The organism is Arthrobacter sp. efr-133-R2A-120 (genome assembly GCF_030209835.1).
Classification (GTDB): Bacteria; Actinomycetota; Actinomycetes; order Actinomycetales; family Micrococcaceae; genus Arthrobacter.
The window spans coordinates 17,139-37,221 of the sequence record NZ_JARVRF010000021.1 but is presented as its reverse complement, the minus strand read 5'-3'; the positions used below and the strand labels follow the sequence as shown (position 1 = coordinate 37,221).

20 protein-coding genes and 1 riboswitch are annotated in these 20,083 nt (G+C 65.0%); of the genes, 10 read left to right on the top strand and 10 right to left on the bottom strand.

Translation table 11 applies throughout. The annotated features are described in order from the left end of the window. Positions 1-24: 24 nt before the first annotated feature. Positions 25-1,728, top strand: a complete 1,704-nt coding sequence (locus QRN52_RS11880; RefSeq protein WP_284752927.1) for a sialidase family protein — start codon at positions 25-27, stop codon at positions 1,726-1,728. An 18-nt stretch (positions 1,729-1,746) separates the two neighbouring features. Here QRN52_RS11880 and poxB read toward each other — a convergent pair whose 3' ends face one another. The 7 genes from poxB to QRN52_RS11845 all read right to left on the bottom strand — a co-directional run bounded on the left by poxB (position 1,747) and on the right by QRN52_RS11845 (position 7,384). After that, positions 1,747-3,483 carry a ubiquinone-dependent pyruvate dehydrogenase gene (gene poxB, locus QRN52_RS11875; protein WP_284752926.1) on the bottom strand — a complete coding sequence of 579 codons (1,737 nt, stop codon included), beginning with the start codon at positions 3,481-3,483 and terminating at the stop codon, positions 1,747-1,749. A 109-nt stretch (positions 3,484-3,592) separates the two neighbouring features. After that, a complete protein-coding gene (locus QRN52_RS11870) occupies positions 3,593-3,994 on the bottom strand; it encodes a YccF domain-containing protein (RefSeq protein WP_284752925.1) in 402 nt (133 codons plus the stop codon). Between the two features lie 64 nt (positions 3,995-4,058). Then, the gene (locus QRN52_RS11865; protein WP_284752924.1) at positions 4,059-5,135 is read right to left on the bottom strand and encodes an ATP-dependent DNA ligase; all 1,077 of its coding nucleotides are present in this window, start codon (positions 5,133-5,135) and stop codon (positions 4,059-4,061) included. A gap of 64 nt (positions 5,136-5,199) precedes the next feature. Beyond that, positions 5,200-5,415 (bottom strand): hypothetical protein, encoded by a 216-nt coding sequence (locus QRN52_RS11860; protein ID WP_284752923.1) that lies wholly within the window; start codon positions 5,413-5,415, stop codon positions 5,200-5,202. Positions 5,416-5,815: 400 nt separating this feature from the next. Beyond that, a complete protein-coding gene (locus QRN52_RS11855; RefSeq protein ID WP_284752922.1) occupies positions 5,816-6,277 on the bottom strand; it encodes an SRPBCC family protein in 462 nt (153 codons plus the stop codon). Further along, positions 6,274-6,624, bottom strand: a complete 351-nt coding sequence (locus QRN52_RS11850) for an ArsR/SmtB family transcription factor (RefSeq protein ID WP_284752921.1) — start codon at positions 6,622-6,624, stop codon at positions 6,274-6,276. Before QRN52_RS11850 ends, QRN52_RS11855 begins: the two co-directional genes overlap by 4 nt. A gap of 163 nt (positions 6,625-6,787) precedes the next feature. Continuing rightward, positions 6,788-7,384, bottom strand: a complete 597-nt coding sequence (locus tag QRN52_RS11845) for a phosphoribosylanthranilate isomerase (RefSeq protein ID WP_284752920.1) — start codon at positions 7,382-7,384, stop codon at positions 6,788-6,790. 133 nt (positions 7,385-7,517) lie between these two features. Between QRN52_RS11845 and QRN52_RS11840 the strand changes: the two genes are divergently transcribed. From QRN52_RS11840 to QRN52_RS11820, 5 genes are all read left to right on the top strand, one after another. Further along, positions 7,518-8,174, top strand: coding sequence for a HutD/Ves family protein (locus QRN52_RS11840; protein ID WP_284752919.1), 657 nt, complete (start codon positions 7,518-7,520; stop codon positions 8,172-8,174). 78 nt (positions 8,175-8,252) lie between these two features. Next, positions 8,253-8,318, top strand: a riboswitch (guanidine-III (ykkC-III) riboswitch). Between the two features lie 9 nt (positions 8,319-8,327). Then, the gene (locus QRN52_RS11835) at positions 8,328-8,642 is read left to right on the top strand and encodes a DMT family transporter (RefSeq protein ID WP_284752918.1); all 315 of its coding nucleotides are present in this window, start codon (positions 8,328-8,330) and stop codon (positions 8,640-8,642) included. Between the two features lie 2 nt (positions 8,643-8,644). Beyond that, complete coding sequence (locus QRN52_RS11830; protein WP_284752917.1) at positions 8,645-9,010, top strand: DMT family transporter; 366 nt, start codon at positions 8,645-8,647, stop codon at positions 9,008-9,010. 69 nt (positions 9,011-9,079) lie between these two features. Next, positions 9,080-10,099: an aldo/keto reductase gene (locus QRN52_RS11825; RefSeq protein WP_284752916.1), complete on the top strand. Its 1,020-nt coding sequence runs from the start codon at positions 9,080-9,082 to the stop codon at positions 10,097-10,099. Positions 10,100-10,135: 36 nt separating this feature from the next. Continuing rightward, positions 10,136-10,786 (top strand): MBL fold metallo-hydrolase, encoded by a 651-nt coding sequence (locus QRN52_RS11820; RefSeq protein ID WP_284752915.1) that lies wholly within the window; start codon positions 10,136-10,138, stop codon positions 10,784-10,786. A 2-nt stretch (positions 10,787-10,788) separates the two neighbouring features. Here the strand turns inward: QRN52_RS11820 and QRN52_RS11815 are convergent, their stop codons facing one another. Next, complete coding sequence (locus tag QRN52_RS11815; protein ID WP_284752914.1) at positions 10,789-12,522, bottom strand: DEAD/DEAH box helicase; 1,734 nt, start codon at positions 12,520-12,522, stop codon at positions 10,789-10,791. 329 nt (positions 12,523-12,851) lie between these two features. On the opposite strand from QRN52_RS11815, the gene QRN52_RS11810 reads away from it, so the two are divergent. Continuing rightward, positions 12,852-13,607 carry an SAM-dependent methyltransferase gene (locus QRN52_RS11810; RefSeq protein WP_284752913.1) on the top strand — a complete coding sequence of 252 codons (756 nt, stop codon included), beginning with the start codon at positions 12,852-12,854 and terminating at the stop codon, positions 13,605-13,607. Here the strand turns inward: QRN52_RS11810 and QRN52_RS11805 are convergent. Further along, positions 13,604-15,088 carry an MFS transporter gene (locus QRN52_RS11805; RefSeq protein ID WP_284752912.1) on the bottom strand — a complete coding sequence of 495 codons (1,485 nt, stop codon included), beginning with the start codon at positions 15,086-15,088 and terminating at the stop codon, positions 13,604-13,606. The genes QRN52_RS11810 and QRN52_RS11805 overlap by 4 nt on opposite strands. Positions 15,089-15,595: 507 nt before the next feature. On the opposite strand from QRN52_RS11805, the gene QRN52_RS11800 reads away from it, so the two are divergent. Then, positions 15,596-16,498 (top strand): helix-turn-helix transcriptional regulator, encoded by a 903-nt coding sequence (locus QRN52_RS11800; protein ID WP_284752911.1) that lies wholly within the window; start codon positions 15,596-15,598, stop codon positions 16,496-16,498. Positions 16,499-16,583: 85 nt separating this feature from the next. Further along, positions 16,584-17,630, top strand: coding sequence for an L-glyceraldehyde 3-phosphate reductase (mgrA, locus tag QRN52_RS11795; protein ID WP_284752910.1), 1,047 nt, complete (start codon positions 16,584-16,586; stop codon positions 17,628-17,630). 22 nt (positions 17,631-17,652) lie between these two features. Here mgrA and QRN52_RS11790 read toward each other — a convergent pair whose 3' ends face one another. Next, entirely contained in the window at positions 17,653-18,708 is a 1,056-nt protein-coding gene (locus tag QRN52_RS11790; protein WP_284752909.1) for an Lrp/AsnC family transcriptional regulator, read from the bottom strand. A gap of 143 nt (positions 18,709-18,851) precedes the next feature. Between QRN52_RS11790 and QRN52_RS11785 the strand changes: the two genes are divergently transcribed. Then, positions 18,852-20,072: a M20 metallopeptidase family protein gene (locus tag QRN52_RS11785; protein ID WP_284752908.1), complete on the top strand. Its 1,221-nt coding sequence runs from the start codon at positions 18,852-18,854 to the stop codon at positions 20,070-20,072. Positions 20,073-20,083 lie beyond the last annotated feature (11 nt).

The following is a 20,083-nucleotide window of genomic DNA, read 5'->3' as shown; positions in this document are numbered from 1 at the left end:
GGCGCCATCTCGTATCATGGAGGTGTGACCTCCTACCTCCAGCGCAGCGGCGCCACACTCCCCCAAGCCCGTCCCGACGTCGAGCACGTCCTGGCGGTGCGCGGCACGGGCGGCTACCGCCAGTACCGCATCCCTGCGCTGGCCGTCTCGACGGCGGGCACCGTGCTCGCCGCCTATGACGGCCGACCGAACCTGGACGACCTGCCCAATCCGATCGATCTCCTGCTCCGGCGCAGCACAGACAATGGCCGCAGCTGGGAGGAACAGCGGGTGGTCCGCAGCGGATCGGGGCTCAATGGCTACGGCGATCCTAGCCTCTTGGTGGACGCCGTGACCGGGCGGATTTTCATGTTCCACGCCGCGGGGACGCATGCTGGTTTCTTCGAGGCAGTGGGCGGGCTGGAACCGGATGACGACGTTCAGCACTGCGACGTCAGCTTTTCCGACGACGACGGCGTCACGTGGCAGCATCGGCGGCTCACCGATCAGCTCAAGCCGGGCGCTCGTGCCGACGCTCGCGACCGCGGCATCACGGGGATTTTCGCCGCGGCCGGGCAGGGAATCCAGATGCACACCGGTCCGTTCGCCGGACGTCTGGTGCAACAATTCGTGGTGCTCGTGGACGGCGAAATCATGGCGGCTTCCGCGTACAGCGACGACCACGGCGAGACTTGGACGCTCGGATCGCTCATCGGAAAGGGTCCGGACGGGGTCGGTCCCAACGAGAACAAGGTCGCTTGCCTCGACGACGGCCGCCTCCTCCTGCACTCGCGCGCCACGCCACGGCGCCAGGCAGCGATCTCCCATGACGGCGGCGAGACGTGGAGCCGGCTGGAACCGGTCGAGGACCTCCCCGACCCGAGCGACAACGGCTCGCTTGTCCGCTTCGACGGCCTCCCGAATGTGGCGTCCCTGTCCACCCCGGCCACGAACAACTGGCTGCTCGCGAGCAACAACCAGGACACGTCCCTGCGGCGCAATACGGTCCTCAGCCTGTCCACGGACAACGGGGCCAGCTGGCCCGCCAAGCTGGTCCTGTGCGAGGGAAGCTCGGCCTACTCGACCGCGGCGCGGCTTCGGGATGGCAACATCGGCGTCCTGTACGAGCGGCAGGGATACCGCGAGATCGTCTTCGTTTCAGTCCCGGCGGATCAGCTGACGGGGCAGCTCGTGGGCCCGGCCGGTGCGGGTGCGGGTGCGCCTGAAACCCAGCCCGACCAGCTCGAGTTTCACATGGAACTGCGCTCCATCACTCCCGGCCGGCCCCCTGTGTGGCAGAACGCTGGCGAATTCCACGTCATCTCCCCGGACAACGACGGTGATTGGGACGTGCAGACATGGAAGGAAGTGGGCCAGGGCTACTCGGCGGAGCAGGCGCAAATCCTCGGAACCCGCGAAGCACAGGACCTCAACTACGGGCCCATCATTCCGGGCTACAAAGCCGGGGACATCCTCGCCTTCACCGGACGAACCCGCAACCTGGGCACCCAGGCGGCGTCCGGCGTCGTACTCCTGGGACCGCACGCGAACCCGGCCGACTTCCCGCCAGCCGATCTGGCACCGGGCGCGGAAGCACTGTATTTCACGCCGGTTTACACCGTCACCGAGGAGGATCTGGCACGGGACTCGCTTGAGCTGACTTTCGCGGTGGCGGACGACGGCGGCGCGCCGGTCGTGGAGCGCAGCTTCAGTTTCGATCCGCGAACCGGAGCCGTGACGGCTGGGTAGTCCCGTGCGGGGTTCGGTTCAGAATATCTGGCGGATGTTGGTCTTCGCCAGGTCGATGAGCTGGTCGCCGCGGCCGGAGAGGACCGTCCGGATTGCGTAGAGCGTGAAGCCCTTGACCTGTTCGGCGCTGATTGCCGGCGGAATGGACAGTTCCTGCCGGGCCGTGCGGACGTCGATGAGGGCCGGACCGTCGTGCGCGAACGCTTCAGCCAGCCCCGCCTTCAACCCGGAGGAGTTGTCCACCCGGATTCCCCGGATGCCCAGCGATTCTGCCAGTTTGGCGAAGTCCGGATTCTCGAGCTCGGTGCCGAAATTGACGAATCCGGCGGCCTTCATTTCGAGCTCGACGAAGTTCAGCGAGGAGTTGTTGAAGACCACCACTTTGACGGGGAGCTTGTTCTGCACCAAGGTGATCAGCTCGCCGAGAAGCATGGTCAGGCCGCCGTCGCCGGCCAGGGCCACCACCTGGCGCCCGGGGTACGAGGCGGCCGCACCGATTCCGTGGGACAGGGCGTTGGCCATGGTTCCGTGGTTGAACGAGCCGAGCAGCCGGCGTCGGCCGTTCATGCTCAGGTACCGGGCGGCCCACACGGTGGGGGACCCGACGTCGCACGTGAAAACCGCATCCGGGGCCGCCACCTCATCCACGAGCCTGCCCACGAACTGCGGATGGATGGGCTGGCCGTCTTTGGCCGGAGAGGCCAGGTCGTCGAGTTTTGCACGGGACTTGGCGTAGTGCTTGAGGGAGGCTTGGAGGTGCGTTCGTCTTTTTTTGGGCTCGATCAAGGGCAGGAGCGAGGCCGCAGTGTCCTTGACCGTGCCCACAAGGCCAAGATCGATCCGGGAACGCCTGCCGAGTTGCTCGCCCCTGATATCCACCTGGATGATCTTGGCATTCTCCGGGTAGAACTGCTGGTACGGAAAATCGGTGCCCAGCATAAGCAAGGCTTCGCAGCTCTCCATCGCGCGGTAGCCGGAACTGAACCCCAAAAGGCCGGTCATGCCGACGTCGAAGGGGTTGTCGTACTCGATGTGCTCCTTGCCGCGCATCGCGTGGACGATCGGCGCGCCCAGCGCGTCCGCCAGGGCCATGACCTCGGCGTGCGCACCCGCGGTGCCGGCGCCGGCCAGGATAGTGACTTTGCCTGCCGCGTTGAGAATGTCAGCTGCTTCGGCGAGCTCCCGCGGGTTGGGCCGGATCTCCGGCCGGGCGGCCCGGATCACCGCTGTCCGGTTGCTCTGCGCCTCCGCGAGGGCGACATCGCCGGGAATCACGACGACGGCGACGCCCCGCTTCTCGACGGCCGTCCGCATGGCGATTTCCAAGACCCTGGGCATCTGGGAAGGATGGGCGACGTGCTCGACATAAACGCTGCACTCCCGGAACAACTCCTGGGGATGTGTCTCCTGGAAGTACTGGCTGCCGATCTCTTCGCTGGGAATGTGGGCGGCGATGGCCAGCACGGGAACCCTGGACTTGTTGGCATCGTAGAGGCCGTTGATCAGGTGCAGGTTGCCCGGGCCGCAGGATCCGGCGCACACCGCGAGTTCATCCGTGAGGCCCGCCTCGGCTGCGGCCGCCAACGCCGCGGCTTCTTCGTGCCGGACATGCACCCAACGGATGCTCTCTTCCTCCCTCAGCGCGTCCGTAAATCCGTTCAGCGAATCCCCGGGGATCCCGTAGACGCGCTGGACGTTGTTGGCTTTGAGGGTGGCGACGATGTTCTTGGCAACGGTGTTCCTGGCGGCGGACATGGACTGTTCCTTTCGAGGGGAGGCAGTGCAGACACGGCCTACGCTACTCCGGAACAGTCCATGGCGTCTGATGCCCGACGCGGGGTTTCGGGTGGCCGGCGTTGCCGCGCTAGCGGTAGGTGCTGACGAAGAGGCGTTTGCTAGGCACGATCTGCTTGCCCAGCGGCATGAGCGATACCGGAATGAGCTTCAGGTTGGCGATGGCCAGCGGGATCCCGATGATCGTGATGGCCATGGCGAACGCAGTGACTACGTGCCCGATCGCGATCCAAATGCCCGCAACCAGCAACCAGATGACGTTGCCCAGGAGCGTAAAGACGCCCCCACTTCCGGGCTTGTCCACAACCATGCGGCCAAACGGCCACAGGGTGTACGAGGCAATCCGGAACGACGCGATGCCCCACGGGATGGTGACGATCAACAAGCAGCAGATAATTCCGGCCATGAAATAGCCCAAGGCAAGGACGAAGCCACCGAAGACGAGCCAGATGATGTTGAGCAGCGTTTTCATATTTCCCATTGTCCCTTGCGGGACGCGGGCGGGGCCTAGGGGTTCGCCCTGAAATCCCCCTGATTTATGGTTTCCCGGCGTCCAGGACCGCTGACAAATCGAACTTCACGGGTTCCTCAAGCTGCCCATAGGTGCACGACTCCGGATCCCTGTCCGGCCGCCACCGCACGAACTGCGTTGTGTGCCTGAACCGCTCCCCTTCCATGTGGTCGTAAGCCACTTCCACAACGAGTTCTGGCCGCAGGGGCGTGAACGACAGGTCCTTCCCTGCGCTCCAGCGGCTGCCTTCGGCGTTGCGGGGTGTCCGGCTGCCTTCCTCCTGCTCGGCCGATGCCCAGGGATGCCCATCGAACCCAGTCACGAGGGGTTGGAGTTCGCCGAACAGTTCCTTGCGCCGCTGCATCGAGAAGGAACCCACCACGCCCACGTTGGAAAGCCGGCCGCCGTCGTCATAAAGCCCCAACAAGAGCGAACCAATAAGGTCGTCGCCGGTCTTATGAACCCGGTAGCCGGCCACGACGCAGTCGGCGGTCCGCTGGTGTTTGACCTTGAACATCACGCGCTTGTCCGGTTGGTAGGTACCATCCAGCGGCTTGGCGAGCAGGCCGTCCAGGCCTGCGCCCTCGAACTGGCTGAACCACTGCTCCGCCGTTCCCTTGTCCCGGGTTGCCGCGGTGAGGTGGATGGGAGCAGCGGCGCCTGCGAGTGCTTTTTCAAGCGCTGCCCGCCGTTCGGCGAAGGGCCGTCCCGTGAAGTCCTCATCGCCAAGGGCGAGCAAGTCGAAGGCCACGAATTTCGCCGGCGTCTGCTCGGACAACAGCTTGACCCTGCTGGCTGCCGGATGGATTCGTTGCTGGAGGGCTTCAAAGTCCAAGCGGTCACCGGATCTGCCGACCAGGATAATCTCGCCGTCGAGGACGCAGCGTTCGGGCAGGTTTGCCTTCACCGCCTCGATGAGCTCCGGGAAGTACCGGTTCATGGGCTTCTCGTTGCGACTACCGATTTCGACGTCGTCACCGTCACGAAAAACGATGGAGCGGAACCCATCCCATTTAGGCTCGTAGCTCATGGCGCCGTCCGGGATGGCGCCAACCGCCTTGGCAAGCATGGGTGCGACAGGGGGCATGACTGGCAGCTGCATGAAGCCATTCTTGCCGCGGCACCGGGACCGCGCTACCTGTTCATTCGCTTAAGTGGACAAAGGATTACTTGCAGTTGGCGCTCAGCCAGGTCGTAACGGGAGCCATCGCTTTTTCGAACTTGCCGCTCGAGTAGACGGTTTGGTCCTTCAAGCCTGCAATCGCAGTGTCCTTGAGGTTGGTGAAATCAGCCTTGAGCGCTTCCGGGACCCGATCCGCCGTGGCGGTGAGCTCGGCCTTGTATTGCTCCAGCTCGGCGGTCTTCCCCTGCGCCGCCGACATTGGAAGCAACGAAGCGCCCGTAGCTTCTTTGGAGATGGTGGAGCACATTTCGGCCGCAGACGCGAAGCCCCCGAATGGCCCCGATGATGGAGTTGGGCTTGCACTTGCGGAGGCCGAGTCGCCCGCAGAAGGGGACGACGGCGTGCCCGCCGCGGCGGAGCCCCCTCCCTGTGTGGAGCAGCCGGACAGCGCCAGTGCGGCGAAGAGGGCGGCTGTCAGGTATCGGATAGGGCCGTTAAGAGGTTTGGAAAGGATTTTCAAAAGGTCGCATTCTGCTTGATCGTCTGTCTCCGGAACCGTTCGGTCTCCGGAGCAATGGCATTCTGTCCCCGTCGTGGAGTGTAGCCCGAATGGGCACCGACCTTCCAAGTTGACTTCGGGCCCCTTTTGGACCGCGTCCCTATTCCCGCACCAACACGGTGTCCAGTTTGGTGAACGAGGTGCCCCATCCCTCTCTGGTCATTTCCACCCATTGCTCGGAGTCGAAGGGGCCCTGGGTGAGATGAAGCCTCGTGCGGCCGCCATCCAGTACCTCGAACTCAAGGCGCATTTCCAGCAAAAGGGTAATCCCGGCGTCGGGCTCTGCTTTCTGGGTGGCGACCAGCAAGGCGGGCGGGTCGTATCCGGTGATGACCGCGTCGATGGGTGATTCCTTGGCGACGCCGTCCTCGTCCCAGGTCATGACGAGCTGCCAGGCTCCGCCCACCCGGGGGTCGACGGTTATCCGGTCGCGCGGCGAATCCACGCCGACCGGCCCGAACCATGCGGCTAGCTGATCGGGGTCCACGAAGACTTGGAAGACGAGCTCGCGTGGGGCATCGAAATCGCGGGTCATGGTGAGGATGTGCTGTTCCGTGTTCATTGCTTGGCTCCTGGATCCTTCGAATCGTGCTGAATCTTGCGCAGGTGGGCGTCGAGGCGGATAAAACTGGCATCCCAGAAGCGCCTGTATTTGTCCATCCATTCGGTGGCTTCGCGCAGTGGTTCCGCTTCTAATTTGGAAGACCGCCATTGCGCATTCCGGCTCCGGCTGATGAGCCCTGCGTTTTCCAGGACCTTGAGATGCCGGGAGACGGCGGGCAGGCTGATGTCGAACGGTTCGGCAAGCTCGTTCACCGTGGCCTCACCCTCCGAAAGCCGGGCCAGAATGGCCCTTCGGGTGGGGTCGGCCAGTGCCGAGAAGATGAGACTGAGCCGGTCTGTGGACATCGCTAGCGCCTTTATATTTAACACATCGGCTAATTAGCCGATGTGTTAAATATGCGACGGCGGCTGGCGGCTGTCAAGGGTTTCTTGCGACGCTCGCTCACCTTCGGGGGCAAAACCGCGGACCCTCGCTCACATCATCGGAGCGAGCGTTCGGGTGGGGGCGTCAGGCTTTTGCGGCGTGGACAAAGGCGCGAACGAGGTCGAGGTCCTTCACCCCGCGGGAGGACTCCACGCCGCTGGACACGTCGACGCCCCAGGCCTCGGCTTCGGACGCCGCGGCCCCGACGTTGGACGGGGTCAATCCTCCAGCCAACAACCAGTGGCGTGCACCCAGGCCCAGATTCCGGACCGAGGAATAGTCCCACGCCTCGCCTGAACCTGGTACTGCGGCGTCGATCAGGAGAAGTTCCTCGCCCCACTCCTCGAACTCGTCCGGAGCGGCACCCACGGTGACGGCCCGGATGAGCCGCATGCCGGCGTCGTGCACGGTCTTAACGTCTTCCGGGGAACGGCTTCCGTGCAGCTGAACCCATACGAGGCCGGCCTCGCGCGCGGTTGCGACGGCATCGGCCGCTGCCTCGTGACGGAAGACTCCGACGGCGGTCACACCGTCCGGTACATGGACCAGCAAGTCTCGGGCACGGTCAGGCGATACTTCGCGCGGACTCTTCGTCAGCACGAAACCCACGGCGTCCGCGCCGGACTCGACGGCGGCCTGCACGGATTCAGGCGTGCTCAAACCGCACACTTTGACGAACATTCCGCGCCTCCAACCGTTTACCTCCCTACGACGTTAGCAAGGGCCCGCGGGATTGGTGAACCGCGTCAAGATTGCACCGATGTTACGCAAGCGCTCAGCCTGCCGACGGCGGGCTCGGGCTAGGCTGGAGCGCATGGAGATCATCCGCTTTGCCGAGCTCAAACCCGAACCATGGCGCAACGGAGGCGGGGTGACCCGCGAACTCGCCAGCCATCCGAAAGCAGCGTCCGCGCAAGACGGAGCGTGGGACTGGCGGGTCAGCATCGCCGACGTCGGATCGGCCGGCGATTTCTCGACGTTCCCTGGCATGGAGCGAGTCCTCACAGTGATCGACGGCGAATTGCTGCTGCTCACGGTGGATGGCGAAGAACACCCGCTGGAAAAGTATCGGCCTTTCCGGTTTTCAGGCGAAGCGGCTTCGGCCAGCGCACTCCCCACCGGCGACATCCGGGACCTCAACGTGATCGCCAGGGCCGGCGAATTCAAGGGCTACACGTCCATCATCGAGCTCTCCAAGAAGCGCGCACACCCGGTATTCGAAGGCCAGTTGGCAGTCCTTTTGGAGGGTAGGGCTTCGGTGAGTCCCGGCGCGGAGCCTGCGGAATCGGCTGCGTCTGCGGAGGTCTTGGACGGCTCCGAGGGTGGAACCGCCGCCGTCGCGCCTGCGGAGTCCGTGGAACTCGCCCGCTACGACGCAGTAGTGGGTTCCGACACCAGCAGCCCGGAAATCCTGGGCCGTGGATTCCTCGCCGTCATCTCCATCGACCGCGTGGAGCATGCGCACTCCTAGATCCCAGCACCGGACATGTCCCTTGGTGAGGCTCGCCACCAAAGCTGGCCACCCGGCGTCGGGCTTTGCTAGCCTCGAAGGAAGGCCCGCACAGGGACCTCCGGACGACGGTTCAGTACCCGGCACGCGACAAGACTGGCCAAAGGACCTGTCATGTCGTGGTTAATCCTCATTCTGTCCGGAGCGCTCGAGGCCGTCTGGGCGGCCGCACTCCACCGCTCCAAAGGCTTCCGCAAACCGCTGCCCTCCGCCGTCTTCCTCGTCACCGTGGTCGCGAGCACCGCAGGCCTGGCCTTCGCCATGCAAACCATTCCCACCGGAACCGCGTATGCGGTGTGGGTAGGAGTCGGCGTCGTTCTCACAGCGGCTTACGCGATGATCACCAAGGTTGAGCGCCCGACGGCGGCTCGGCTGCTCTTGCTCGCCGGGATCGGCGTGTGCGTGGTCGGCTTGAAGGTGGTGGCGTAGCGATGAAAGCCAAGTTTGCATGGGCCGTTCTGCTGGCCTCCGCCGTGCTCGAAGCTGTGTGGGCGACGGCCCTCGGTCTGTCCGACGGATTCAGCCAAGCCGTCCCCACCGTGGTCTTCGCCGTCACCGCGACCCTCAGCATGATCGGCCTCGGCATCGCGGTGAAGTGGATTCCGCTGGGCACGGCCTACGCCGTCTGGGTCGGGATCGGCGCGGCGCTGACGGTCGGCTGGGCGATGGCCACCGGCGTCGAACCAGCCAGCCCGCTCAAGCTGCTATTCATCGCGGGAATCGTGGGTTGCGCAGCCGGGTTGAAGGCCCTTCCCACGGAGAAGCGTGAAGAAGTGGCCGAGCCCGCCCGGCGATGAGCGCGGAATACTCCCCCGCCCGACGGAGTTGCCAGCAGTGAGACGAACACTCGGCGAAGGAGAAGCACGATGAGCCCGGAAACCACGAATGTACAACTCGGCGACGGCCTGGCCGTGAGCCCCCTTGGTTTCGGCGGGATGGCATTGACCCCCGTGTATGGCGAAGTGGATCCCGCCGAATCCCTCAAGACGCTGCACCACGCCGTGGATGCCGGCATCAGCTTCATCGACACCGCGGATATTTACGGCGCGGGCGACAACGAGGAACTGATCGCAAAGCTGCTGAAGGACCGACGCGACGAGGTCCAGTTGGCCACCAAGTTCGGCATCGTGGGCAACCCGCGCGAGGGCTACACAGATGTCCGGGGAGACACCGCGTACGTGGCCCAGGCGGCGGAAGCAAGCCTCCGTCGCCTGGGCGCCGATGTCATCGACCTCTACTACATGCACCGCCGCGACCTCCGCGTTCCGATTGTGGAAACCGTGGAGGCCATGGCAGAGCTTGTCCGGGCAGGCAAAGTCCGGTACCTTGGCCTGTCTGAAGTGACAGCCGAGGAGCTGAGGGAAGCCAACGCCGTGCACCCGATAGCCGCCGTGCAGAGCGAGTGGTCAATCTGGAGCCGGGACGTTGAGCGCAACGTCGTCCCGACTGCGGCAGAGCTCGGTGTCGGCTTCGTGCCCTATTCGCCGCTTGGCCGGGGCTTCCTCACCGGAACCGTCAGCGCCGATCAACTCGGCGAGAACGATTTCCGGCACCGCATCCCCCGTTTTGCGGACGACGCACTCGACGCCAACCAGGCGGTTGTTGCCGCGGTGCGTGCCGTGGCCGCCGAGCTGTCCGAGAGCACCGGCCGGGATGCAACTCCCGCCCAGGTAGCTCTGGCTTGGCTTTTCGCCCAGGGCCGCCGCCTTGAGCTGAGCGTGGTCCCCATCCCCGGCACGCGCAAAGCGCACCGGATCGATGAGAACCTGGGTGCCTTGTCGCTCGAGTTGAGTGCCGCCCAACTGGACGTGCTCGACGGCGCCGCGGACGCCGTCGTCGGCTCACGGTCCGCGGATCCCACCTGGGTTTCGCAGGGCCGCGAGTAGTCGGTGAGCCGCAGGCGGCTTCCGTAGAGTGGACGAATGGACTCACTCATTCATTCACTGCGTGACATCACCATCCGGCGAATCTCGGTCAGCGAGATGAACAACAACGTGTACCTGCTCACCGCAAAGGCAAGCGGCGCGCAGCTCCTGATCGACGCCGCGGACGACCTTCCGGCGATCCAAGCAATGCTTGCGGAGTCGGTCGCCGACGCCGCATCGCCGCCGAAACTGGCCCTCATCGCCACCACCCACCAGCATTGGGACCACGTCCGTGCGCTTCCCGGGTTGGTGGAAGCTACGGGCGCGAAGACCTCGGCCGGAGTGGACGACGCCGACGCGCTGCCTGTGCCCGTGGATGTTCCGCTGCACCATGGCGATGTGGGGAACTTCGACGGTTTCGACATCTCCGCGGTGCACTTGCGCGGCCACACTCCGGGTTCGATCGCCTACGTGTACCTGGACCCGGAAGGGCCCGCGCACATTTTCAGCGGCGACTCGTTGTTCCCCGGAGGCGTTGGCAACACGCAGAACGACGCCGCCCGCTTCACTTCGCTGTTGAACGACGTGAGCGAACGGCTATTCGAGGTCTACCCGGACGACACCGTGGTGCATCCGGGCCATGGAGATCCGACCACACTCGGTGCGGAGAGGCCACACCTTGCGGAATGGCGCGAGCGCGGGTGGTAGCCTTAGCGGCCGCGGCGCTCGTTCGACGCGGGAGCCGAGGCACGGCGCGGGCCGCTGCGGGCCGGACGGCCGGAACCCGAGTTGCCTGAGCCGGAGCCGTACGAGCCGCCGGAGTTGCCGCCCGTGTTCGAGGACCACACAGCCTTGTTGCCACTGCTGCGCGTGGACGTTGCGGATTCCGTCCGCGGAGCCGACGCCGAGCGGTTGCCAGCGGCAGCACGCTGACCTGTCGCCGGACGGCCGCTGCGACCACCCTGCGCACCTTGGCCACGAGCACCAGGAACGTCGTTGCGGTGACCGGCTGCTGCGTTGCCGCGTCCACGTGAGCTGCGGGCGACGTCGTCGTTCGCGGCTGCGCGGCGCTCGGCGCGGTTGATGTCGGTGCGTACGGGCTCGGCCGAAACCTTGCCGCGGCCACCGCGACCACCACGGCCACCCGCAGTGGGTGCAGCCTGTGTGGAGCGACGAGCCCGTTTGCGCTGGGCATTGGCACCTGTGGAGGTACCGCCGCCCGGCTGCTGGGTCTTCGCTGCGAGCAATGCCGCACGGGTGCGCGGGTCAACCTTGTCGGCGACCTCGCCCACGAGCTCGGCAACCAGCGGGGAGTTGGCCGTGACGCGTTCGAACGAAACGTCGACGCCGGCAGCCTTCATGAGCTTCTTGACGTCGGACTGCTGCTCGGGGAGCGTCAGCGTGACCACAGTGCCGTCGGAACCTGCGCGGGCCGTACGGCCGGAGCGGTGCAGGTAAGCCTTGTGCTCTGTGGGCGGGTCAACGTGGATGACGAGTTCGACGTCGTCTACGTGCACGCCGCGGGCTGCGACGTCGGTGGCCACCAGGACCCGGACCTCTCCGCTGGAGAACTCGGCGAGGTTGCGGTCACGGGCATTCTGCGACAGGTTGCCGTGAAGGTCGACAGCGGGGATGCCGCAGTCGGTGAGGGTCTTGGCGAGCTTGCGTGCGTGGTGCTTGGTCCGCATGAAGAGGACGCGGCGGCCAGCGCCGGAGGCCAGCTCCACGATCAGCTGCTTCTTGACGGTCTGGTCGTTGACCACCAGGACGTGGTGCTCCATGGTGGTCACCGCGGCCTGCGGGTCGTCCACGGAGTGGGTCAGCGGGTTGGACAGGTAACGGTTGACCAGCTTGTCAACACCGTTGTCCAACGTCGCGGAGAAGAGCAGGCGCTGGCCCTGGGTGGGGGTCATGTCCATGAGCTTCTTGACCACCGGGAGGAAGCCGAGATCGGCCATGTGGTCGGCCTCGTCCAGCACGGTGATCTCGACGGCTTCGAGGGTCAGGATGCGCTGGCGGATGAGGTCCTCAAGGCGGCCCGGGCAGGCGATGACGATGTCGACGCCGGCGCGCAGCGCCTTTTCCTGGCGGGCCTGGGAGATGCCACCGTAGATGACCGTGGTGTTCAGGCCCATGGCCTTGGCCATCGGTTCGATGGTGGCGTTGATCTGTGTGGCCAGCTCGCGGGTCGGCGCGAGGACCAGTCCCATGGGGCGGCCGGGCTTGCGGAAGTGCTTGGCTTCGCGCTCGGCGAGACGCGCCACGAGCGGGATAGCGAAAGCGATGGTCTTGCCGGAGCCGGTGCGGCCACGGCCCAGGACGTCGCGGCCAGCGAGCGTATCCGGGAGGGTCTTGACCTGGATGGGGAAAGCCTCTTCGATGCCATCTGCAGCGAGGGACTCGGCGATGGCCTTGGGCGTGCCAAGGGCAGCAAAAGTAGTCATGTGTTTCGGGTCTTTCTGGCGGTGTCCAATGGACATCGTCCCCCGACGCCGGTTGGGCCAAGGGTTCGCCGAGGAAAAAGTCAGTGATCGACCGGTAGGCAATAAGCCGTGGCCGGGACCAGAGAAAACGCGTTCATCGACGCAGGATGTGCCTCTCACATGAAAAAAGCCCACTTCCCAAGTTTGGAACTACGCCAAATTCGGGGACTAAGCGGGCATCACTGCACATCAAGTAGATCCATTCTAGCATCCGCGAGCAGCCCGCCCTTCCACAGGGGTCTTCTGGCCTGGCCGTTGCCTCGCGGCGCACGTCAGGGCAGGCTTGAGCCATGACGCACCAGCACGACGGCGGAGCCCACCTTCACAGCGAAATCCACGACAGCGGAGCCCACCTTCACAGCGAAATCCACGACAGCGGAGCCCACCTTCACAGCAACCCTGACCAGGACGCCGACCCGGCGCAGTTTTGGGACGAGGTCTACCGGGAAAAGGCGAAGAGGTGGAGCGGTAATCCCAATCCGCAGCTGATCGCCGAAGCCAAGGGACTGGCTCCCGGCACCGCCCTGGACCTGGGCTGCGGAGAGGGCGCGGACGCCATCTGGCTCGCCGAGCATGGCTGGACGGTGACCGCGGTGGACGTCTCCGCCGTCGCGCTTGAACGGGCAGAAGCCCACGCCGCCGACGTCGGGCTACAGGGCCGGATCACGTGGCTACAGCGGAACTTCGGCTCGTGGCACCCTGAAGGGGGCTTCGACTTGGTGTCCTCCCAATTCCTACACTCTCCGCTTCTTCCGTGGCGCGATTCCCTTGCCTCTGCCGCGGCAGCGGTGGCTCCCGGCGGCGCTTTGCTGGTGGTCGGGCATCATCCGGATGGCCTGACTCCGTGGAGCGGGCACAAGGATATGAAGGACAAATTCTTCACTCCCGAGGACTTGGTGGGGGCGCTCACGCGCGGACCGGGCTCGTGGAGGATCAATGTTGCCGATTCCAGGGAGCGCGGGGTGACGGGCCCTGAGGGCCAGCACGCCACCACCATCGACAGCGTGCTCCGGGCCACCCGGACGTCCGAGGCCCGCACGCCCTAGGCCCGCACGTCGTCCGCCTCCGCGGCGGGGTGGGCCTCCGCGTCCCCCACACGTTCAGCGCCCGAAGAGCGCCGAACGGCAACCCGCGGCGAAATGATGAGTCCGACTGTGGCGATGCTCGACGTCAGTACGAACACCCCCGCGAACGAGCCCGCCGTCGTCGTGAGCGCACTGAAGACGAGACCCGTCACGGCGAGCGAGAGGGCGCCGCCGAGGGAATCGGCGATGGACATTGCAGAACTGTTGAAGCCTTGATCCACCGGCTTGGAGAGTGCCAGGGTCATGACGCTCAACCGCGGGTACATCAGGCCCATCCCGGCGCCCGCGAACAGCCAGCCCGCGATCGCCACTGCGGCGGGCCACGAAAACACCGTGGTCACGAGGACGATTGCCACCGAACCGAGCACCAGCGCAGACCCGATCTTGATTGCAAGGGCATTGCCAAGCCGGGAACCCATGCGGCCCTGGACGGCGGATGCCCCTGCCCAGGCGATCGCCGATCCCCTCAGCGCGAGTCCGGCAAATGCCGGAGAGAACGAGTATCGCTCCGTGAGAAGGTACGGCACGTAAACCTCGGTACCGAAGAAGGCTGCGGAAGCAACGCCTCGCATCAAAATGACGCTCGGCAATCCGCGGTGCGCGCCGAGCGTGCCGTGCGGAACCAGCGGCCGCACTGCCAGCATTGCGATGACGAGCGCGACGGCGGCAATCACCCAGCCGACGCCGGGCACCTGCCCGGAGAGGTTCAGGCCGAGAACCGCAAGGGCTGCGAGCGCGGCCCATCCCATGCGGCCGAATGCCCAGGGAACGTTGGCGCCCTCAGGCTTTGCCTCACCGGCGGCCTCCTTCGGGGAGTCCGCTTTCGGTGAGCCTGCCTCCCGTGGGTCCGGCGTGGAACGCATGCCCCGCATGGCGGGGAGGATCATTGCCAAGGCCGGAACAACGAGGCCCACGACGCCGAGGAACACCCAGTGCCAGCTGCTCAACTGGGCAACCACGCCGGCGGCGAAGGGACCAATCATCGAAGGAACGACCCAGGCCGCCGAGAACGCGGCAAAGACCTGGGCATGCAATCGGGCGGGGTACACCCGGGCGATCACCACATACAGCGCCACGGTCATCGCGCCTCCGCCGAGGCCTTGGACGAGCCTGCCGGCCACGAGCATCGGCATGGAAACCGCGGTACCGGCGATGAATAGCCCGGCCGCGAACAGCGCCACGGATGCGTACAGCGGGGCGGCCGGACCACGCCTGTCCGCCCAGTTTCCTGCGGCGACCATGCCGATCACACCCGTGGCGAGCGGCCCGGCGAACGCCAATGCATAGAGTCCGGCACCGTCCAGCTCGCGGCTCACTAGCGGCATGATGGTGGTGACGGCCATTGATTCGAAAGCTGCCAGGAAGACCAACGCGCAGGCACCTGCTGTCGCCAGGAGATAGGGGCGTTGCAGTATGCCGGCTGTCGCGTCGTGGCTTGTCATCATCCCAGCCTAGAACTACGGTCGCGTTTATACAGTCGTGTTTATTTTGTGTCCCGTCGGCGTCTTTGACAGCTCAATCGCCCATGCTGCTCGGTGTAGAACGCTGGCCAGCGTCGCCTGGAGACGGACCAGTCGCCTACGGGTGCGTCCGGGTGGTCGTGGAGCGATAACGGGGGCATTGGGCAATGCGCTGAGTGCTTCATGGTTGATGGAGTTGACGACTACGCAAGCCATCATGAGGGAAAAATCCATGGTTCTCTTCTGTCGTTTGTTGCACCGAAATGCCCGTTCTTGCCTGGCATCTTTCGGGTCGCGGTTTCTTTCGGGTGGCGGTTAGTGGGTTTCTGGAGCGATTCATCCGGAAACCGGTTTCGTCGAGTCCCTGCAGACGACGTTATGCGGCGCCGGGAACCATGTCAGCAGCTGTGCCGCTCCCTGGTTTTCCTAGGACTGAGCGACCTACCTTCCCTATGGAAAGCCCGAATCCGGCGGCGGAGAATTGAAGGCATGGGTCAGAGTGCAGAGTTTGGAAAATTCCTGAAGGCAATGCGGTCACGGCTGACGCCCGAGCAGGCCGGAATCAGCGCCAGTTCCGGTGCCCGCAGGGTCCCGGGTCTGCGCCGTGAAGAGATCGCCCGGCTTGCTGATGTGAGTACCGACTATTACACAAGGCTGGAGCAGGGCCGCAACATCCACCCCTCCCGATCGGTGCTTGACTCCGTGGCGCGGGCGCTGCACTTGGATCCGGGCGAGCATGCACACATGATGGACCTCTTGCAGAATTGCGCATTGTCCGAGCGTCCGCCCGTTTCCGGGCAGCGAGTACGGCCTGCCCTGCACCAGCTTCTCGACGCCGTGGGCAATGTGCCCGCCCTTATCCTCGGCCGACGCACTGATGTCCTGGCCGGAAACCGTCTCGCCATCCTCCTGCTTGCCGATTTCCCCGCGATGCCCCCAACGGAACGGAACCTGACCCGGTGGATCATGCTGGATCCGCTCGCACAATCGCTCTTCCGGGATTGGAAGAGTGTGGCATCTGATGCAGTGGGGTCCCTTCGCGTGGACATCGGGCGCCACCCCAACGACGCGCAGGCAAGTCAACTCGTTGGCGAACTCGCGGTGTCCAGCGAGCACTTCCGCAAGTGGTGGGCAGGGCACCGGGTGGCAAAAGCATCGGCGAGCATTGTTCGGCTCCACCACCCCGTCGTCGGGGACTTGGAATTGAACGTCGAAGACCTCACACTGCCCGACGATCCGGATCAGACGCTAAGGGTGTATTCCGCCCCGCCGGGTTCCTCGTCAGCGGATTCACTCGCGTTGCTCGGCAGCTTCGGCGCCGGAACGGGCACTCCTGAAGCTGCACAAGCAGCCGAAGAAAGACGCGGGTCCGACGCCAGCAAAACCCCCTGAACAAACGCCTGCACATAAGCCCCGGGTCCGATGTCCCGCGCCCGATGTCCCCTCTCCATCTCCGTATCCAAGGGAAATTAGATTGATGAATTACAACCCCACGCAGGACCGCTATGCTTCGATGCCGTACCGAAGGGTGGGGCGAAGCGGTCTGAAACTTCCGGCGGTCTCACTGGGCCTCTGGCATAACTTCGGCGACGACAAGCCCTTTGAGACACAGCGTGCCATCCTTCGCCGCGCTTTCGACCTCGGAGTCACACACTTCGATCTCGCCAATAACTACGGTCCGCCCGGTGGCAGTGCCGAAACGAATTTCGGCCGGCACCTCAGAGACGACTTCAAACCGTACCGCGACGAACTCGTCGTCTCGACCAAAGCTGGATACCACATGTGGCCCGGCCCGTACGGGGAATGGGGATCCAGGAAATACCTGCTCTCAAGCCTGGACCAGTCTCTCGAGCGCATGGGCCTGGACTACGTGGATATCTTCTACAGCCACCGCCCGGACCCCAACACTCCCCTTGAGGAGACCATGGGAGCGCTCGACACCGCGGTTCGATCTGGCAGGGCGCTGTACGCGGGCATTTCCTCATACTCCCCGGAGAAGACCCTCGAAGCAGCTGCCATCCTCCAGGACCTTGGAACACCATTGCTGATCCACCAGCCCTCGTACTCAATGCTCAACCGCTGGACCGAACACGGCTCCCCCAACTTGTTCGAAACCCTTGAGCAGGTGGGCGCAGGAGCCATCGCGTTCTCGCCCCTTGCGCAAGGATTGCTGACCTCCAGATACCTGCAGGGCGTCCCGGAGGACTCCCGCGCGGCCGCGGGCAAGTCGCTCGTGGACACCCAGCTCTCGGAGGAGAACCTGGCCCGGATACGGGGCCTCAATGAGATCGCGGCGCAGCGTGGGCAGACGCTCGCCCAGATGGCCATTGCCTGGGTGCTGCGCCCGCAGAACAAGGGAATCCCTGTCACATCGGCTCTGATCGGCGCCAGCAGCGTCCGGCAACTGGAGGACAATTTGGCGGCAACCTCAGGTCCCGACTTCACCAACGACGAGTTGGACAATATTGACCAATTCGCCGTCGAATCGGACATCAACCTTTGGGCCAAGGCCCTCCAGGCCTAGCTGTCCTACCCGGCACGGCGAGTCACGCCGTCGTCGTCCATTCGATCGCGGGGAGCAGTCCGCCGGCGGCGGTGGGTACGACGGCGCCCGTCGCCGTCGAGTCCGGGTTCAGCATCCACCCGACTCGCTTGGCCGTGCTCAGCATCACGACGCTTTCAACCAGTTCGATCCTCGGGATGCGCTGCTGGATGGCGAGTTCCATCTCCATGACCTCAGCCAGCGAGCGCAGCCACATGATGATCACAAAGTTGGTACTGCCAGTGGTGGAGGCCGTGAACCTGACGTTCCTGACGGCCCGTAGTTCGGCGGCCGCGGCCTCGTGCTGGCCTGCTGGAACGTTCGCGAACCACTGGCACGTCATGGGATAGCCCGAGAATTGCTGGGCGATTTCGCAGCGGAAGGACAGCATCCGGCTCGCGAGCACCCGGCCTAGCTGCCGCTGCACCGTGGCTGGGTGCCGTCCCAGGGCGCGAGCGATCTCCGCGGCGGAGGCCCTTCCGTCCCGGGCGAGGAACGGAAAGAGTGCCATATGGCTCTCCGGCAGCGGGGTGACCTGGGCGTAGGGGGCGGACGGATTGAGCGCTTCCGGCCCGGCGAGGGCGCGCAGCGCCTGCTGCTCCGCCCTGCTCAGGACGTTGAGCCGCCACGCATAGCCGCTCGTGTGGATCCGGGTGCAGAGCGACGTCCGGTACTTGGTGAGCCCCCGGATTTCCTTGAGCTGGGGCAATAGCCGGCTGCTGAACTCCCCCAGGTCCTGGGTGATCACGGTCAGCATGAGGTCCCGGTTGCTGGCGGCCTCCTCAACCGTGATGATCTCCGGGATGGCAGCGAGCGCGGCCGTAACCTCGGGCCGGAGGTGCATTTCGCAGTCCACGTCCAACAGGGCAAGGCAGGCATGCTTGGGGTCGCCCATAAGGTGCGCCGTGGTCCAAGCGGCTCCGGATTCGCGCAAGCGGTCCCATCGGGAGGCCAACGTGGTGGCATGGACGCCCAGGACCTCCGCGGCGTCGGACCAACTGATCCGCGGCGAGATCTGGAGGGCATTGATCAACCGGAGGTCCTCTTCACTGAGTTCCATCAGCGATCCCCTCCTAAACGATGCGTGATTCCTGTCAATTCTGGCACAATCGTGAATTTTTTCAGGGCTTTGGAAGATTGTGAGGCTAGTCACTCCACAATGGCTATGGATACCTACCAATCGTTCAGGAAACAGGAGAACAGATGTCGATCGCCTCAGACGCCAAAGAGATGCAGGGAGAAATCGCCCGGTTCCGCCACGAGCTCCACGAGGAACCGGAAATCGGCCTGGACCTCCCGCGCACCCAGGAAAAGGTGCTCAAGGCGCTCGACGGACTCCCGTACGAAATCACCCTTGGCGAGAGCACGACGTCGGTCACCGCGGTCTTGCGCGGCGGCGCGGCGCACGCTTCAGCGGACAAGCCAACTGTGTTGCTCCGCGCCGACATGGACGGCCTTCCCGTCCAGGAGCGCACCGGCGTCGAGTTCTCCTCGAAGATCGACGGCGCCATGCACGCGTGCGGCCACGACCTCCACACGTCCATGCTCGCCGGAGCCGCAACCCTCTTGGCCGAGCGACGCGACCAGCTGGCCGGCGACGTCGTCCTGATGTTCCAGCCGGGCGAAGAAGGCTTCGACGGCGCGGGCCACATGATCCGCGAAGGCGTCCTGGACGCTGCCGGCCGCCGTGTTGACGCCGCTTATGGCATGCATGTCTTCTCGTCCCTGGAGCCGTACGGCCAGTTCTGCACCAAACCGGGCGTCATGATGAGCGCCTCGGACGGACTCTTCGTCACGGTCCTCGGTGCCGGCGGCCATGGCTCGGCGCCGCATGCGGCCAAGGACCCCGTGACCGCGGCCGCGGAAATGGTGACGGCCCTGCAGGTCATGATCACGCGGCAGTTCAACATGTTCGATCCCGTAGTCCTGACCGTTGGCGTGCTGCAGGCAGGTACCAAGCGCAACGTCATCCCCGAATCCGCGCGTTTCGAAGCCACCATCCGTACGTTCTCGGAAGCTTCCCGCGACCGGATGATGACCGCGATTCCGCAGCTTCTCAAGGGCATTGCCTCAGCGCACGGCCTGGAGGTGGACGTCGACTACCGCAGCGAATACCCCATGACCGTCACTGACGAGGACGAGACCCACACGGCCGAGAACGTCATCTCGGACATGTTCGGCGATTCCCGGCTCTCCCGCTGGGCCACGCCGATGAGCGGCTCGGAGGATTTCTCCCGGGTCCTGGCCGAGGTTCCGGGAACCTTCGTGGGCCTCAGCGCCGTGCCGCGGGGCGTGGACCACACCACCTCACCGTTCAACCACTCCGCTTACGCCACGTTCGACGACGGCGTCCTGTCCGATGGTGCGGCGCTCTACGCAGAGCTCGCGGTCTCCCGCATCGCCACCCTCGCCGCCGCCAACTAACCACCACCCCA

Bases quoted from the DNA above. Each gene is read 5' to 3' on its own strand.
- QRN52_RS11810 (WP_284752913.1), top strand. From the start codon at position 12,852: ATGACGCACCAGCACGACGGCGGAGCCCACCTTCACAGCGAAATCCAC.
- QRN52_RS11860 (WP_284752923.1), bottom strand. From the start codon at position 5,415: ATGTCGGCGGCGCAGGGGAAGACCGCCGAGCTGGAGCAATACAAGGCC.
- QRN52_RS11840 (WP_284752919.1), top strand. From the start codon at position 7,518: ATGGAGATCATCCGCTTTGCCGAGCTCAAACCCGAACCATGGCGCAAC.
- QRN52_RS11835 (WP_284752918.1), top strand. From the start codon at position 8,328: ATGTCGTGGTTAATCCTCATTCTGTCCGGAGCGCTCGAGGCCGTCTGG.
- QRN52_RS11865 (WP_284752924.1), bottom strand. From the start codon at position 5,135: ATGCAGCTGCCAGTCATGCCCCCTGTCGCACCCATGCTTGCCAAGGCG.
- QRN52_RS11805 (WP_284752912.1), bottom strand. From the start codon at position 15,088: ATGACAAGCCACGACGCGACAGCCGGCATACTGCAACGCCCCTATCTC.
- QRN52_RS11820 (WP_284752915.1), top strand. From the start codon at position 10,136: ATGGACTCACTCATTCATTCACTGCGTGACATCACCATCCGGCGAATC.
- poxB (WP_284752926.1), bottom strand. From the start codon at position 3,483: ATGTCCGCCGCCAGGAACACCGTTGCCAAGAACATCGTCGCCACCCTC.
- QRN52_RS11785 (WP_284752908.1), top strand. From the start codon at position 18,852: ATGTCGATCGCCTCAGACGCCAAAGAGATGCAGGGAGAAATCGCCCGG.
- QRN52_RS11800 (WP_284752911.1), top strand. From the start codon at position 15,596: ATGGGTCAGAGTGCAGAGTTTGGAAAATTCCTGAAGGCAATGCGGTCA.
- QRN52_RS11850 (WP_284752921.1), bottom strand. From the start codon at position 6,624: ATGTCCACAGACCGGCTCAGTCTCATCTTCTCGGCACTGGCCGACCCC.
- QRN52_RS11825 (WP_284752916.1), top strand. From the start codon at position 9,080: ATGAGCCCGGAAACCACGAATGTACAACTCGGCGACGGCCTGGCCGTG.
- QRN52_RS11790 (WP_284752909.1), bottom strand. From the start codon at position 18,708: ATGGAACTCAGTGAAGAGGACCTCCGGTTGATCAATGCCCTCCAGATC.
- QRN52_RS11855 (WP_284752922.1), bottom strand. From the start codon at position 6,277: ATGAACACGGAACAGCACATCCTCACCATGACCCGCGATTTCGATGCC.
- QRN52_RS11845 (WP_284752920.1), bottom strand. From the start codon at position 7,384: ATGTTCGTCAAAGTGTGCGGTTTGAGCACGCCTGAATCCGTGCAGGCC.
- QRN52_RS11815 (WP_284752914.1), bottom strand. From the start codon at position 12,522: ATGACTACTTTTGCTGCCCTTGGCACGCCCAAGGCCATCGCCGAGTCC.
- QRN52_RS11870 (WP_284752925.1), bottom strand. From the start codon at position 3,994: ATGAAAACGCTGCTCAACATCATCTGGCTCGTCTTCGGTGGCTTCGTC.
- mgrA (WP_284752910.1), top strand. From the start codon at position 16,584: ATGAATTACAACCCCACGCAGGACCGCTATGCTTCGATGCCGTACCGA.
- QRN52_RS11830 (WP_284752917.1), top strand. From the start codon at position 8,645: ATGAAAGCCAAGTTTGCATGGGCCGTTCTGCTGGCCTCCGCCGTGCTC.